The 16,704-nt window shown below is 45.2% G+C and carries 9 protein-coding genes; 2 read left to right on the forward strand and 7 right to left on the reverse strand.

Features of this window, described 5'->3' with window-relative positions:
* The coding region (locus FE394_RS11820; protein WP_319926588.1) for a hypothetical protein at positions 1–200 on the forward strand (200 nt) is incomplete at its 5' end.
* On the opposite strand, the gene amiC is transcribed toward FE394_RS11820, so the two are convergent.
* Positions 169–1,416, reverse strand: coding sequence for an N-acetylmuramoyl-L-alanine amidase AmiC (gene amiC / locus FE394_RS11825; protein WP_319926589.1), 1,248 nt, complete (start codon positions 1,414–1,416; stop codon positions 169–171). The two genes, FE394_RS11820 and amiC, sit on opposite strands and share 32 nt — an antisense overlap.
* 240 nt (positions 1,417–1,656) lie before the next feature.
* Between amiC and argA the strand changes: the two genes are divergently transcribed.
* Entirely contained in the window at positions 1,657–2,991 is a 1,335-nt protein-coding gene (gene argA / locus FE394_RS11830; protein WP_319926590.1) for an amino-acid N-acetyltransferase, read from the forward strand.
* A 14-nt stretch (positions 2,992–3,005) separates the two neighbouring features.
* On the opposite strand, the gene recD is transcribed toward argA, so the two are convergent.
* The 6 genes from recD to FE394_RS11860 all read right to left on the reverse strand — a co-directional run.
* Entirely contained in the window at positions 3,006–4,913 is a 1,908-nt protein-coding gene (gene recD / locus FE394_RS11835) for an exodeoxyribonuclease V subunit alpha (RefSeq protein ID WP_319926596.1), read from the reverse strand.
* Between the two features lie 50 nt (positions 4,914–4,963).
* Entirely contained in the window at positions 4,964–8,665 is a 3,702-nt protein-coding gene (gene recB / locus FE394_RS11840) for an exodeoxyribonuclease V subunit beta (RefSeq protein WP_319926591.1), read from the reverse strand.
* Entirely contained in the window at positions 8,662–11,565 is a 2,904-nt protein-coding gene (gene ptrA / locus FE394_RS11845) for a pitrilysin (RefSeq protein ID WP_319926592.1), read from the reverse strand. Before ptrA ends, recB begins: the two co-directional genes overlap by 4 nt.
* 19 nt (positions 11,566–11,584) lie before the next feature.
* Positions 11,585–14,992, reverse strand: coding sequence for an exodeoxyribonuclease V subunit gamma (recC, locus tag FE394_RS11850; RefSeq protein WP_319926593.1), 3,408 nt, complete (start codon positions 14,990–14,992; stop codon positions 11,585–11,587).
* 511 nt (positions 14,993–15,503) lie between these two features.
* Positions 15,504–15,767: a helix-turn-helix domain-containing protein gene (locus FE394_RS11855; protein ID WP_319926594.1), complete on the reverse strand. Its 264-nt coding sequence runs from the start codon at positions 15,765–15,767 to the stop codon at positions 15,504–15,506.
* A gap of 253 nt (positions 15,768–16,020) precedes the next feature.
* On the reverse strand, positions 16,021–16,704 hold a 684-nt coding region (locus FE394_RS11860), incomplete at its 5' end, for an integrase domain-containing protein (protein WP_319926595.1).

Below are 16,704 nucleotides of genomic sequence, written 5' to 3' on the forward strand. Positions count from 1 at the left end.
AATCCGGCCCCCGCAACCAACTTTTCTTAGATTTCCTATTTCCTATATCTTATCCTCCTTTCCTCCTTATTTACCTTATTCCTGATTACGCCCAAATTAATTTCAGAATATTATTTAATGCTTGTTTAAGTATGCCAGTAAATATCGCTGATATTCAGGGCGGATATCTCACCGCCGAGCCAGTATTGCCCCACTTTTAAAATAAGCCTTAATACCAGCAAAAATAGATTCTGCTACTTGTTGCTGGAATTTCGCTGTTTTCAGTTTTCGTTCTTCTTCCAGATTACTGATAAATGCGGTTTCCACTAAGATGGAAGGAATATCCGGCGCTTTCAATACCGCGAATCCGGCCTGATCGACACTATTTTTATGTAGTTTATTGACCTTGCCCATCCGTTGAAGAACTTCATCACCAAATTTCAGACTATCGTTAATCGTCGCGGTCTGGACTAGATCCAGCATGGTGTGATCCAAGTATTTATCACCACTTTTGCTAACCCCACCAATCAAGTCAGCTTCATTCTGAGTCTGGGCCAAAAAACGAGCGGTATTACTGGTCGCACCTTTCGTTGAAAGTGCAAATACGGATGAGCCTCGCGCAGCCCTATTCGTAAAAGCATCTGCATGAATGGAAACAAATAGATCTGCCTGCATCTTGCGCGCTTTCGCTATCCTGACTTTCAAGGGAATGAACACATCTTCATTACGGGTCATGTAAACTTTCATGCCGGGTTCACGCCTGATCAATGCCTGTAGACGACGGGCAATTTTCAACACGACATCTTTTTCACGGGTTTTGTATTTCCCGATAGCCCCCGAATCTTCACCGCCATGACCAGGATCGAGCATAATCACAATCGGCCTGTCTTTCCCTGCCTTGCCGGGTTTACGTGTTTTCGCCGGCATATGTTCTTCCAGATTTCCACTGTTGTACTCTTCAAGCAACGCTTGTAAAGGATCATCATCTACATTAACGGCCTTACTCGGATACAAATCCAACACTAAACGATGCCTGAATTTCGCAATCGGCGGCAAGGTAAAAATATGCGGAGCAACACGCTGTTTTACCTCAAATACCAAACGCACAGTTTGGGGATTGAATTGCCCGGCCCGCACCAGTTTCAGGTAAGGATCACGACCCTGAACCTGTGTTCCCATGCTGCTCAAGACACTATTAAGCTGAATGCCCTGTACATCGATCACAATGCGATTCGGATTTGAAAGTGAAAATTGGCGATATTTAAGTGGAATATTAGATTCCAGCGTCACTCGGGTATAACTTGATGCAGGCCAAATACGAACAGCAATGACTTTCGAATTTGCCGCATAGCCTATAGGGCTAATACTCAACAGCCACATAGCTGCGGCACCTTTTAACAGATGACGACGTGAAGAGTTATGGTCTGAGTGACTCATCATTTATTCCATTTAAAAACAACCAAAAACAGTAATTTTTTGCCAAAAATAATAGTTGAGCGAGAACTCTAATTAATTCGCAAGTGACTGTCATCAAAAAAAGCGTTTTATACTTTCTCAATTTATTTATTCCAATATAAATAATAACGTTATTTTTATCCATTATTCCTCTTGCTATTCCGCTCCAAAAAGAATAAAAATACACAAATTACGAATAAAAATTCACTTCAAGAGAATTTCATGAAAGAACGAAATACCGAATTGGTTGAAGTTTTCCGACAGTCTGTTCCGTATATTAATGCACATAGGGGCAGAACCTTTGTCATCATGTTGGGAGGAGAAGCCATCGCCCATGACAATTTTGCCAACATCGTTAACGATATTGGATTGCTGCATAACCTGGGTATTCGTTTAATCGTCGTATATGGTGCCCGCCCACAAATCGAACAGAATATTGCTGAACACCATTGCCAGCCGATATATCACAAACATATCAGAGTAACAGATGCCAAAACGCTGGATTTGGTTAAAGAAGCAGCAGGTTTGTTACAGTTGGATATTACTGCACGCCTTTCCATGAACCTGAGCAATACACCATTACAAGGTGCCCATATCAATGTTGTCAGCGGTAACTTTATTATCGCGCAACCTTTGGGAGTCGATGATGGAATTGATTATTGCCATAGTGGCAGAATCCGCCGTATTGATGAAGATGCAATCAATCGACAACTGGACAATAACACTATTGTGCTGATTGGGCCTGTTGCAGTTTCTGTCACGGGAGAAAGTTTCAATCTGACAACCGAAGAAATTGCGACACAACTGGCTATCAAATTAAAAGCAGAAAAACTCATCGGATTTTGCTCTTCTCAGGGCGTACTTAATGCGGAAGGAAATACCTTATCAGAAATACTCCCCAATGAAGCAGAAGCCTGTCTGAATGAGTTGGAAAACGCGGGTGAGCACTATTCAGGCACGGTTCGTTTCTTAAGAGGAGCAATCAAAGCCTGCCGCCGTGGTATTCGCCGCAGCCATTTGATCAGCTATCAGGAAAATGGTTCGCTGGTTCAGGAGCTATTCTCCCGCCAGGGCATCGGAACCCAGATTGTGATGGAAAGCTCCGAGCAGATCCGTCGTGCCAATATCAATGATATCGGTGGTATCCTTGAGCTTATCCGCCCTTTAGAGCAACAAGGTATTTTGGTACGCCGCTCAAGGGAACAACTGGAGATGGAAATTGATAAGTTTACTCTGATAGAACTCGATAACGTTACCATTGCCTGTGCCGCGCTGTATCCTTACCCTGATGAAAAAATCGGAGAGATGGCTTGTGTCGCTGTACATCCAGACTACCGGAATTCTTCCCGGGGTGAAGTACTGTTGGATGCCATTTCCAATCAGGCCAAACAGATGGGGCTGGAAAAACTCTTTGTGCTCACGACCAGAAGCATTCACTGGTTTCAGGAGAAAGGTTTTGAACCCGCAGGAATCGATATACTGCCGGAGGAAAAACAAACGCTGTATAACTTCCAGCGCTGTTCTAAGATATTGATGCTGAACTTACAGACCCAATGATCCCATTAATCTTTTTACTGCGGGTTGAGCCATTCTGCCAGCCCGCTCCGCCGCTGTGTGACTGTGGCTACCGCCTTGTCCAAAACAGGCTTATGGGCATAAATAGTCAATCTCTCCCGGGCACGGGTTAGCGCGGTATACACCAACTCCCGGCTGACTATCGGTGAATATTGGGTTGGCAATACTAATGCGGTGTGCTCAAACTCTGAACCTTGTGATTTATGCACAGTCATCACATAGGCCGTTTCATGTTGAGGCAGTCGGCTTGGCTGAAAACCTTTAATTAGCCCATCAGATAACTGAAAATAAGCTTTCAGTTCATTATCCTGATTCCTGAGCATAATCCCGATATCCCCGTTAAATAGTCCGAGAGTACTGTCATTACGTAATATCATGATCGGGCGTCCGGCATAGCCACGACTATCCACATTTCTGGGCAGCGTAATAATTCCTTTTCTATGCAGCAATTGTTCTACCCGCTGGTTCAATCCGATCACACCAAACGGCCCGTCCCGCAATGCACACAACAACCGAAAACGGTTAAATTCCGCCAAAATGGCTTTTTCTGACGCCCGTTCGTTCACCATCGCCAAATATTGATAGTAGCCTGCCGCAGTTTCAGCCAACAAACGCTGATAATCTTCATTTCCTGACAACGGATTGAAATTAACATCAGAAAAAGATTGGTTAAGCAATTCAGAGACACCCGCCCGATCTCCCTGATTAACAGCCGATGCCAATTGCCCGATACCGGAAACAGAATTGAAACGATAACTTTTGCGTAGCAAGCATAAACAATCCCGCACAGAGGAAACATTCTCTTCAGAACGCGGCGTGGAATAAGGCGCTAACTCATATCCGATCAAGCGCTCCAACTGTTCAGTACGTTTGGCGCTATATCCCTGTTCAGCAAAACGGCATATATCCCCCAATACTGCTCCGGCTTCAACCGATGCCAATTGATCTTTATCTCCCAGAAAGATCACTTTCGCCTGCGGCGGCAAAGCCTCAATCAAATGAGCCATCATCGGTAAATCCACCATTGAGGCTTCATCAATGATCAAAATATCAAGGGAAAGGGGATTATCGCGTCCATAACGCAGTTTCTGGCTATCCGGCTGTGCGCCCAGTAAACGGTGGATAGTTTGTGCCTGTTCGGGAATATTGCGCCACTGTTCCGGCGTTAACGCGAGTTTATCAACGGCTTCCCTGAGCGATTCAGTCAATCTGGCGGCTGCCTTGCCTGTTGGTGCAGCCAATTGAATACTGAGTTGTTGGCCTTCATGAAGTTTGATCAAAGCGACCAATAACTTTGCTACCGTCGTGGTTTTTCCTGTTCCCGGCCCGCCAGAAATAACCGAAATACGGCTCGTCACAGCGACTGCCGCGGCAACTTTCTGCCAATCTATTTCTCTTTCAGCGGTGGTTCCAAAAAGCTCATCCAGAATGCAACGTAGCTGCTTTTCATCAAGAATGGTTTCATCAGGAACGGCTTGACCAAGAGAGCTGGTCAATTCGGCGGATGCAAAAAAATCCGCCACACGTCGTTCACTTTGCCACATGCGTTGTAAATACAAACGGTAGCCAGTTCCCCCTTGATAAGAAAGAATCACGGGAGTTGGATATTCCCCCTTACTGACCGCCGGACATGACTCCAAAGCGGCAATAATTTGCTGTTGTTCCGGTTCTCCTGCCAAAGACCAAAGCGAAGCGGCCAACTCTGGCTGTCTGCCCTCAAATAAAAACTTTGGCGAGATCCGTTCCAGAGGCAAGCAGACATGTCCCGCTCCCGACTCCGCACTCAGTAAGGAGGCAATCAGCAATAACAGGGGATTTTCATCTTCAATGATCGCATAAGCAAACTGGACATCCAGCGGACGCAATATCCTCTGGCTAACAGCCTGCTGCAATAGTGACATCATCGAAATTGGTGCCATGGACAGGGGTGCCATGGACAGTGGCGTCATGGAAGTCATGCACTTTGCTCCTCACCAGCAGCGCTGAACAGCGTGTCCAGTTCATCAATAAATTCAACAGGAGGCAAATAATGATAAATGCCATGCCCCGGGTTATCCTTATCAATACCGCGCAAAAACAGGTATATCACGCCGCCAAAATTCTGCCGATAATCATAATGAGCTAACCGATGACGCAAGTAACGATGCAGCGCCAAAGTATAGAGTTGATACTGTAAATCGTAACGATGCTCTATCATAGCCTTTGCCATCGCTTCCCGCGTATATGACTGGCTGCTGTCTCCCAGCCAGTTTGATTTGTAATCCACCACGTAAAACTTATCCTGCCAACAAAACACCAAATCAATAAATCCTTTCAGCATCCCCTTAACCTGATGAAAGCCCAACGGCATACATTGTGCAGACAGTGGATCATAACGACGGGTCAGCGCATCCAATGCCTTTGAATGCAGTAACTTATCTACGGGCAGATAGAACTGCATTTCACTTTGTTGATGATGACGAGGCACACTAGCAAGCTTCATACCCGGCTCATTCAGTTCCGCGCTTAAAAGATCGTCTATCCACTGTTCCAATACAGGTGCCCAATTCTCATCAAACCCTGATGCCACCAGCTTTTCCATCAGCCACGCCTGATCAGGGGGATGAGCGAAATCCATATCCTCTAAAATACTGTGCAGGAACGTTCCCGCCGATGCCCCACGGGGAAAAGCATGTGGCGTCATTTCTAATGCCTGTTCTCCCTGTTTTTCACCGCGAGCATCAATATCCAGCTTAGGGGACATGGATTGCACAATCACATCGACTGACTCACCGAATGCGCTGGCATTATTATCAAAACCAGCGTGAGAAATAGCATCAGAAGATGAATGCTGTAAACCTGAATAGCTTGTCACTCGCCAGTCATCCCGGATGGAACGTTGAAATTTTCTGGCTTCCAGCGATTCAGTATTTTCACTTTGGGAAAACCACGGTGCATCAGCAGCTTCTGCCACCAGCCTGATCTCTATATTGTCATCTATAAGCGTATTCAAGCTACTTGTCAGCAGTTCTGCATCACCTTGCTGTCCTTTTTGCAACAAATAGCCAAGAGCAGAAAAATGTAAATCAGTATCGCCCTCTTTACTCTTATTGCCCTTGATAAGCGGCGCAACACCAACGCTACAGTGATAAACAGCGCGGGTTAATGCCACATAGAGCAAACGCAAATCCTCAGCTAATCGCTCTTCATCTGCCAGCGCCAAAGCTTCGTTCTGTTTTTCAATGTCATGGGAAATACAGAGATAAGCATTAAAATGATGGCGATCATGGTAAATCGCCTGCTTCTGCTGCTTGTAACCACAAGCGAACGGTAAGCAAACCAATGGGTATTCCAGCCCTTTTGATTTATGAATGGTGCAGACCTGCACCAAATTCCGGTCACTTTCCAATCGCATCAATTGGCTTTCTGATTGAGAATCAGGACGGGAAATCTGTTGTGCCAGCCAACGGGCAACGGCGTGTTCACTATCCAGTTTCTGCGCTGCTTCCTGCAATAACTCGCCAATATGCATAACATCAGTCAGACGGCGTTCACCGTCATCACCAGCCAGCAAGTTCTCTGCTATCTGATATCTCACCATCACAGCCCGCAGCATCGGCAGTATGCCACGGGAACGCCATAAACGAGCATAACCATCAAACTCATCAACAAGGCGATCCCACGCCATTTCATCATGATTAAGCTGATCGATTTGCTGCGCGCTCATGCCAAACAAGCTACTGGCCAGCGCACTTCTCAGTTCCCGTGCTTTCTCCGGCGCTAATACCGCCTGTAATAACCACAGCAGATCTTTGGCTTCTGGCGTATCAAATACACTTTCCCGATTGGAAAGAAACACCGATGGTATTTTCAGTGCATTCAATTCATTGCGAATTAACGATGCTTCTCGTCTATCACGAACCAATACCGTAATATCTGCCGCCATAACCGGACGGCTTTTCCCGGCCTGATGCAAAAATGCCTGCCCCTCCTGCCCTGCCTGCAACCAGTCCCGTATTTGGGCAGCACACTGCCGGGCCATACTTTGCTCATATTCCCTTTTAGAGACGCCCTCTCCGGGTTGTAACCAAAATCGCAATGCTGCCTGCTCTTCATTGTGTAAAGAGAATTTCAGCTCATGATTTTTCTCCGCTGCATTGACGTTAATGAAGGGGATTTGTTCAAACAAGAACGGGCGGGCGGTCTGGGCAAACAATTTATTGACCGCCCGTACCATTGGCACCGAAGAACGCCAATTAGTTTCTAGTGTGTAATGAGCACTGACATTGGAACGAGCACGAACATAGGTAAAAATATCCGCACCACGGAATGCATAAATAGCTTGCTTAGGATCACCGATGAACAGCAAGCCGTTTTTTTCCGATGACTGACTTTCTGGTAGCTCTTTTGATGGCTCGTTTTCTGATTGATGACGATATATGGCCTGAAAAATGCGATATTGTTGTGGATCTGTATCCTGAAATTCGTCAATCATCGCGACGGGATAACGCTGTCGAATAGCCAACGCAAGCTGTTCTCCCCCAGCCCCCTGCAAAGCGCTGTCCAGACGGGTCAGTAAATCATCAAATCCCATATGGCCACGCATCAGCTTTTCTTGATGAATAGATTGGCGGACTTCAACTATCGCCTTGGAGATGATGATATCTTTTACGGTCAGTGGATATTGATATAAACCATCGATAGCCTCAAATAGCTGATGTTGGGGAGGCTCATCTTTTTTGGTTTTTTCCACTAGGAGCGACTGGCTGAATCTCACTAAATCCTTGGGGAGCTGATAATCTTTAGTCGGGGATTTTGCCCATTCAGAAACTTTATTTAACCAGTTAGGTAGGTTCTTTTTAGTATAACTGCGCTTATCAACACCAGAATTGGCGATCACATCATGCAAGTCCGATACTGCCTGATTCCACTGACATTTTATCGCATCAATCTGCTCAATAATTTTTTGATGGCGGCTGAACAGCGTTTCATCGCTATCCGGCGTATCGACGATACAGGGCATATCCCCATGCAAATAACCCGAGATATCTTTCAGCAACGCTTCCGGGCCACTCCATATCCGACTAATCTCCGTCGCTATTGGCAATGGCAGAGGATAGCAGTGCCGCCGCCAGAAATCGGCACAACCTTGTTTACATAGCTGGCTTTCATCATGAATTAATGTTTGATCAAACAGTACACCGGATTCAAACGCGTTGTGCGCCAGCATTCGCTGGCAAAAACTGTGGATGGTATAGATTGCCGCTTCATCCATCTGGCGTTCAGCAACCAATAGCCAATTAGCTGCGCTCTCCCTATCCGGAATTTCATCCAACAGTTGCTGATAGATGGGATCGCTGACGATGGTCTCTTTCCGTATACAGGCCAAACGAAGCTGGTGGATATTCTCACGGATACGTCCACGCAGCTCATCCGTTGCCGCTGTCGTAAAGGTCACAACCAGAATTTCTTCAACACTCAGAGGCCGGGAAAAGGCGGCAGAGCCGCCCAATCCCAGTAAAAGACGAAGATAAAGCAAACCTATCGTGTAGGTCTTGCCCGTACCGGCAGAAGCCTCGATAAGCCGCTGACCGTACAGCGGCAGTGTTAACGGGTTAAGTTTATAAGACTGTACTTGCTGGCCTGATATTTCATGGCCTAGTATTTCTTTGCTCACTGAGCATTCACCTTAACCGGTAATTGTTTTTGGAAATCTGACACATATTTGTAAGTTTTCCAGCCTTTCAGTTCCGCATATTGATGAGCCGAACCTTTTTTCCCGGTAATTTGGGAAATCAGCGCCAATCCCTGACGTTTAATCACTGCTTTTTCATAAAACGCAATAACCTGCGCTTTGGTGGCTTTCTCCATCGCTGCTATGATTTTCTCACGTTTATCAAATTTGAAGTTATTGCGTCCAAAGTCTCCCTCATAGCGCGCCACTTCTGAATAGAAGGTTTGCGGTGGTTCACGCATTTCTGTTAGCAGCGATTTTTTATATTGTTCAAACTCAGCATCAGACATCGCTTTCAGCTTTTTATCGGCCTGCTGATAGAAGCTCTGATAACGTTGATGCAGGTAATCCGGTTGTTTGCTGTTACTTTGCACCAGAAAACCCAGTCCAAGTTGTTCACCGATCCCTGAGTTAGAAGCCGAAACCACATAGCCAAGCTGTTCTGTCGTCCTCAATTGATCAAAGAACCACGGTGACAAAATGCGACTCAACACATTGGAGTAAACATATCCCGTGATACGGTCATACCCCGTTGGAATATAGATTTCTGCCAGAGCGTTATCCGTGCTGCTCGCCATTTTTTTGAAATTAACCGCATAATTACGGTCAATAACAATGTGTTCACCAGTCCACCACACAGTCCCTTGATTGGCGAGCTGCTTCTGTGCGGCTTCAATGATGTTAATACTCTGCTGCTCAGTGAAATTACCGAAGACCATAGCCTGTAAAGCCGCATGTTGGATCATTTTCTGACGATATTTCACAATATCGTCAAGAGTAATGGTATCCAGCACTTTCAGTTTTTCAGACTGTTCGAAGTAAGGCACATTCGCAAGTTGAGAAATGGGTTGCACGGCCATTTGGAAGGCTTTGCTGTTATTGGCAACTTCAATTTGTTCCCGATACCATGATTTCGCCTGCTCCAGTTTCTCCTGAGTTGGCATAAATGAGATGTACTGCTCTATGGCGGAAGTTAACAATTCTGGTAAATGTTGCGTAAAACCACTTGCTTGGATTCTCAAACCCTCAGCATAATCTGTTGAGACCCCCATTCCCGCTACAGACGCCCGATAATTCAGCCGATCAAGGGCGGCCGTAGATAAATAGGCAAACAACGTATCTGCAAGCTGATCCTTAATGTTCTTCATGCCATCAGGATTACGCATCTCCAATATGATACTTCCCTTCGGTTCATCTGAAAAATATTGGCTTGGCATATACAGCAAGCGAACATTTGGCTTTTCCAAAATCATTTTAGGTTTTTTTTGGCTACCCGATGTTTTCACCAACGATAAATCATCAGGAATATAGGGGTTCAACTCTGGCAAAGAGAATAAATCCCCTTGTGCAAGTTTTTTCCATTCAGCCAATTGTGTTGGCGTAATTTTATTGACTTGATACGGAGCCTGCACAAAGTAGGCTTCTTTATTATGTGGCTCTGTTGGGCTGATAAACCAGATGCGCGCATTTTCAGGCGTTAACTCATCCAAACGGCTCGCTATCGCTTTTGGATTGAAGGTATCTGCAACATAACCTGCATCCAGCACATGGGAAATGGGCAATTGCAACATGGCATCGGATACCCCTTCAATATAGTTCATATTCCGCACGATTGACGCATACTGGAACGACAAATTAAAGACGTTTGTCATTTCATCGAAATAACTTTTATTGATGCCCTGTTTTTTTAGCAGGTTAATGTAAGAAAAAATGGCGGCGATGACTTGATCGCGCTGTTCAAGCCCCTTATCAGTTAGCGAAACATGAATATTAAATGTACCGGAATTACCATCAGTTTTGGGGTTTGCCCCAGCGTCGATACTTTCGATTAACCCTTGCTTCAGTAACCAACCAGATAAGGTATTTTGACTATTATTATTACCAATCAAATACCCGACATATGCGTCTGTTTTACTGCGAAAATCGGCACTGTTGTCAGCAATGCTAAATTCCAGCCGCAATGTTTTATGGGGTTGTGCTGGCACATAATGGATAATGACGCCTTTTTCTTTATCCGTCACTGCGGGAACCGTAATGGCAGGCACTGAAGCCTGTCGGTTCGGGATACGACCAAACGTTTCTGCTGCAACCTGAGCCAGTTTATCCATTGATTGATTGCCGTACATTACCCCTTTCATCAAATTGGCAGAGTAATAACGCTGGTAAAAATCAACAAGTGCCGTCTGGAGCTTGCTGTCAGGCTTATCTTTTAGTGTCTCTAGATTTCCTCCGGCAAAACGGGCATTAGGGTGAGCCGGATTGAGAGTTTCAGAGCGAATTTGCCATATGCGATGACCTTCACCAGCACGGGCAATGGTCATTTCATTATCAACAGCGTGGCGTTCACGATCTGCATTCACAGGGTCCAGCAAAGGTTCAGCAAGTGCATCAGCCAGACGATCAGTCGCTTCTGCCAGAGAGTCGTTTTCAACTTCCAGATAGAATGCCGTACGGTTGGCATTCGTACTGGCATTATGACTTCCCCCGTGTTTTTGCAGAAACTCAGTAAATCCGCCGGCGTCAGGGTAACGCTTGGAACCCATTAATACCATGTGCTCTAAATAATGGGCCAGACCCAGTTGGTTATCCGGGTTTTCCATGTGACCGACCGGAATGGAAACCGCAGCTAATGATTTAATGGCCTTTTCATCAGAAACCAGCAGAACCGTCATACCATTGTGCAATTGGATAGCTTTATATTGGCGAGGATCGCGATCACTCTTATGAATAGTATCCGGCAGCACTTGCCATGACGATTTTGAATACGGTGACTGTGCATACGCCGTTATCCCAAAAAATAACAAAAAAAGCATCGTCATGATGCGAATAATATATTTAGGCATAACCTAATATTCTCCCTCTTTATTTGAATAACGAGCCATTTGAATAACGGGCCATCGGTAACAAATAGCTCTGAATTTCGCGTTTCATACGCTCTAACAGTAATTGATCAACTTGCCGGAAAGCCCGCTGGACATAGTGATCACTGCTTTCACCTTTTCTGTCATGTGTGCCCAGCCATTGTTCCATCAATTTATTTTCCGCTTTCTTTTGCGCGTCATCACTTAAATCGATCGCCTGATTGTCCTTATCAAAACAACCCGATAACCATGCCCAACCACTTCGGCAAAACAAGGGGAGAGGTTCAGACATTCCTTGAAAATAGCCTTCTATCATCTGATTCAGGTACTCTTTCGCTTCATCCCGTCCTAGTGGAATAAAACGACATTCTGTACTCTTTTTACCCTCTTTTTCTCCTTTACCGTACATACGGCTTTCACTGGTGCCACCGGAAAGGCAATAGGCAAGGTGTTCAATCCATAGTTGGATACCATCATTGGCCGTTAAGTTCGCTGGACGCCAACGTAAAATTCCATCAGGCTGGACTTGGTTGATTCTGCCGGTCAAGATTACAGCACTTAATTCCTCATATAATTCGATGACAAAAGAATCCGTTCTTTCTTTACGTACTTTCTCCGCCAATGGCTGCATAGATTCCAATTGATTCTTCCAATAGACTTCCCCGAACGCGCCATATGGCAAACCTCCCGATGCACGGAGATGAGAAAATAAAGATTCAGGAGGGCCTTGTTCTATCAAGATACTCAGCAGCAATTGATTAAATTGATAACGTTGCAGATTATCCAGTACAAAAGGTTCTTCTTCAGGCAATTCCATTTCTTCTATGACAAAATGCACCTTTAACCGTTGCTGAAAAAATGCCCGGACAGGATGACGGTAAAAGCGAATCAATTCATCTAATGAAACTTCCTTTATTTCGCTGCGGTCGAATGCAATCGGCTGGCAAAAATCAATCGCTGAAACACCCTGCTGCGTCGCGGCAGGCAACCATTCTGCGGCATAACTCTGCCGATAATGATCAGGCAGAAAGTTTTCCATCGCAAAAGGAACCCGCGTATGTTGTAACAGCAAGTGATTCCTGACATGCCTTGAACTGTCATCGACATTCAGCATTTCATCACCTGAGAGGCAAAAACTCTGGCAAATATAATCCAATAGCTCATTAACCAATACGGATGGGTTGCATTCGGTATCATCCCGAATCGATTTACCTATATAACTGATATAAAGGAATTGTTCAGCCGACACCAAGGCTTCCAGAAAAAGATAGCGGTCATCATCACGCCGTTTTCTGTCCCCCCGCTGCGTTTTTTCTGCCATAAGGTCAAACCCAAGCGGCGGGATAGATCGGGGATAAACCCCATCATTCATTCCTAACAGGCAAACAACCTTAAAAGGAATGGAACGCATGGGCATCAAGGTACAAAAATTCAGTGATCCGGCGAGGAAGCGCTGGCTTATCTTTTCATCATCAAGACGAAGCGCCAATTCATCGCGCAGAAGCACCAAAGGAACACTTTCGCCATAATGGGAATTCAGGCCGTTATCAATCACTTTTTGCCATTGCTGAGTGATAAGCGCCAGTACCAACTCGGTTTCATCATCCGCTTCGAAAAAAGTTTCCAGCAGTTGCGGGCACACTGCCAGCCAATCGGCCAATCGTTGCTCTTCACTCAGAATCCTACGCCAGCGATTCAGCTCCATTAAAAATTCAGCCAGTTGCCCTGCCAATTCGGCTGCCAGTCCGCTGGATTCGTCATAAGGCAAAACATCATTCCACGGGCCGATGTGACTGTCCATCGCATAACCCAACAACATACGTGTCAGGCCAAAACGCCAGGTATTCTGACCCGTGGCAGGCAAAAAGAGTGCCTCAATGTTGTCATCATCCAGCCCCCAACAGATCCCTGATTCTTTCACCCAGCGCCTCAGCAAACGCAATCCCTCTTCCTGAATAGCGAATTTGCCGGCTAAAGCGGGGACTTCCAATAATGCCAACACCTGCTCGGCGGTAAATCGGCTCTGTGGCAAATCCAGCAGAGTAATAAACGCCTGCAAGACAGGATGTGCCTGACTCGCTTTACGGTCAGAAATGGCGAAGGGAATATAGCGATCACTGGGGGTATTACCAAAAACAGCCTGAATATAAGGAGCATAGCTGTCGATATCTGCCATCATTACAATAATGTCACGTGGGGTCAGTGAGGGGTCATCATCCAGCAAACGCAGGATTTGATCCTGCAATACTTCTATTTCCCTCTGCGGGCTATGGCATGAATGAAACGTCAGCGAGTGATCCGAGCCATCAAATGTGCGTTTTTTCAGGCTATTTTTGAAGGTATTATCCGTAGCACCAATCTGGGCATTATCTTCAAGATCAAGAATATCCCGCTGAATTCGGTGCAGAATACAGTCAGACTCCAATTCAACAAAAGCATGGACATCGGAATCCGGCTCCAGTTGTGACAGCAGGTAGAGATTATCCCTCCCCAGTTTTCCCCAAGAAGCCAGTAGCGGGTTATTCAGGTTCTGTTCACCCTCTTCATTAAAGAGCGATGATGCATTTTCCGGATCTTTGAATCTTTCCAGTAACTGGCTACTTTTATAATGTTTTGGTTTGCGGCTGGTTAATTTGGCAAGAAACGTATAGCTCTGGATATCTCCCCAGTAATATTGGCACGGGTTAGTGAACATAAGATGAATATCAATATGTTGCCCTAATGCCTTAAAAACTTGTAGGTAAGCGGGAGGCAATGTGGATATCCCGCAGATAAAAATACGTGAGGGCAGATTTTCCAAAGGAAAATTACCTTCTTCCAACGTTGTGATAAAACGTTGATATAAGTTGGCACGATGCCACAAAGGTTGTTGTAACCGGCGAGTATATTCTGTCAGTTCAGACCATAATTTTTTTTGCCATAATTGATTGTTGCTCAATCCATCAATTAACTGGTCATCTTCCCAACTTTCCAGCCATTGCGGCCGATAAACCAAATATTGGTCAAACAGATCGGCAATCCGGCCTGCCAACTGATGGATCTTGCGTTTATCAAAATCTTGATCAAGGTAATGTCTGAGTGCCAAAAATTCTGGTTCGGCCAGCAAATCAGGCAACAGCGTCATTAACTTCCATTTCATGGCATCCTTACTGAAAGCGCCATCTTTAGGAACATCAGGCAAGACTTGAGTGAACATCTGCCAAATAAAGGTTGCCGGAAGCGGGAATTCCATATTCGCGGCAATACCCAATTTTTCTGCCATCTGAATCTGTAACCACTGTGACATCCCCGGACTTTGAACCAGAATCACTTCTTTGCCAAATGGGTCAGAAAGGGGATTTTCCCCGATCAATATCGCCATCAATTCCTTAAGAATATCCAGCTGATTTGAATGATAAACTCTAAACATCAATGCTCCCACTGGAATAGAACAACCCAATCAACATATTGATATAAAATAATATTTTTAATTGAATTATAAAATCTATACAATTTTATATACAAATTAAATCATCGCTGGGGGCTTTTTATCTTATATGCTTTCCTAAAAGAACATCACTCTTGTAAATCATTATATATGGTGAAATATCATCCAAGAATAACCCTCTCTATAAACTATCCGTTATTTTGTCACGCCTCCGTTTCAAACAACATCGTGATTTGTCACTACTGCGATTTGAAATATCAACAGTGGTTAATCAGCTTGCTGCAAACGTAATAATAGCAATCGGAAGATATTTTTCATCTGACATGCAACACTCTTAAAGAGGAGAAGACTTTGCGGACGGTGAAGGGCTTGGGGTATTTTCGTCGAAAGCCATTGGGGGGACAGTTAGACTATAGTGTCACCTCATCAAGTGATAATATATAAAGTGATTTAATGAAGTGACTATTTCCCTGATATTGCGATATTAGAATAATTATTGATTTGATTCTTCTCGCGGCCTGCGCTCAACAAAGTTACCGTCCATATCTACATAACGGCTAGGCCAAATTTCTGCGGGGTGAATACCGAGGAAATTCGCGATAATCCATTCACCTTTCGGCCAAGGGCGTGATAATACATTTGCTAATGTAGAAGAACTTAGTCCCGCTTCGCGGGAAACAGCCGCTAGAGTTGTGCCACGCTTACGTAATGCAGCAATAATATCAGCCTGATGCCAGTCTTTTTTAATATCAATCATTCCTGCTACCCCTTTCCATTAATTAATATTGATGGTGGTGATTCAAGGCAGGGTTAGCAGACCGGGAGTAACCAACCGGCGAGGCCGAAGCCTCCCCTACCTGAATCACCATTGAAAGGGTGATAGCAAGCACCACTGGTAGAAATTCCTACCAGCGGGGTTACTCTTCAAGGCTGCTAAACCTTACCATTGGATTGTGCCAATGGCGGAGTTACTTTAACTGATTGTTTTATCTGACTCAATAACCGAATGGCTAAGTTGAACGACTATAAACCCGCTCGACATAACGCCCACGACCATCACCGTGTCCTAAATCCATTGAAACAAGTGCCCTTGCCTCCTGACGACTAAAACCATTCTGCTGGTAAAATGCCAATGCATCCTGCGCCCATGCATAACGTAAACTGTGGGGAGAGTGGCAGCCCTTTAATCCAATCTTTGTGGTGTGTGTCCGCCAGTAGTTCATAGCCTGTTTAAGATCCGATTTATCAATCAACTTGCCGCCGCGTTGCTCCGCAACAGCAATGGCCTGTTCTACAGCCTCTTTCACCGCCGCAACATCCAATACACGGGTTTGTCTTGGTCGGCCGCCTTTTGTACCGAAAACAACATGCAATTTTGGCTCTGGTTGTTCTAATTGTTTTCGCCAACTTTTCAATGAAGCATTACACTGTACCGCTTCCTGAGAACGTAGCCCCATCAATCGGGCAAGTTTCAGTGTGGCTGCAAATCCGGCATCCCGTTCAAGGGCTTTCTGATAAACAGCCTGAAATGTGGTATCAGGAATCGCCTGCTTTGTTCCCGCGCGACTGGCTCCACTTAATCCCAATGCCTGATTACTCAAACGCGGAGAAGTTTCCAGTTTTTCCCTGCCTGCCATGCGGAAGATATTACGCAGTGCGGACATCTCATTTTGCACCGTTCGCTTGGCAATACC

Source organism: Xenorhabdus littoralis (assembly GCF_033949345.1).
GTDB lineage: Bacteria > Pseudomonadota > Gammaproteobacteria > Enterobacterales > Enterobacteriaceae > Xenorhabdus > Xenorhabdus littoralis.

Bases quoted from the DNA above. Each gene is read 5' to 3' on its own strand.
- recD (WP_319926596.1), bottom strand. From the start codon at position 4,913: ATGATGTCACTATTGCAGCAGGCTGTTAGCCAGAGGATATTGCGTCCG.
- recC (WP_319926593.1), bottom strand. From the start codon at position 14,992: ATGTTTAGAGTTTATCATTCAAATCAGCTGGATATTCTTAAGGAATTG.
- FE394_RS11855 (WP_319926594.1), bottom strand. From the start codon at position 15,767: ATGATTGATATTAAAAAAGACTGGCATCAGGCTGATATTATTGCTGCA.
- ptrA (WP_319926592.1), bottom strand. From the start codon at position 11,565: ATGCCTAAATATATTATTCGCATCATGACGATGCTTTTTTTGTTATTT.
- amiC (WP_319926589.1), bottom strand. From the start codon at position 1,416: ATGAGTCACTCAGACCATAACTCTTCACGTCGTCATCTGTTAAAAGGT.
- argA (WP_319926590.1), top strand. From the start codon at position 1,657: ATGAAAGAACGAAATACCGAATTGGTTGAAGTTTTCCGACAGTCTGTT.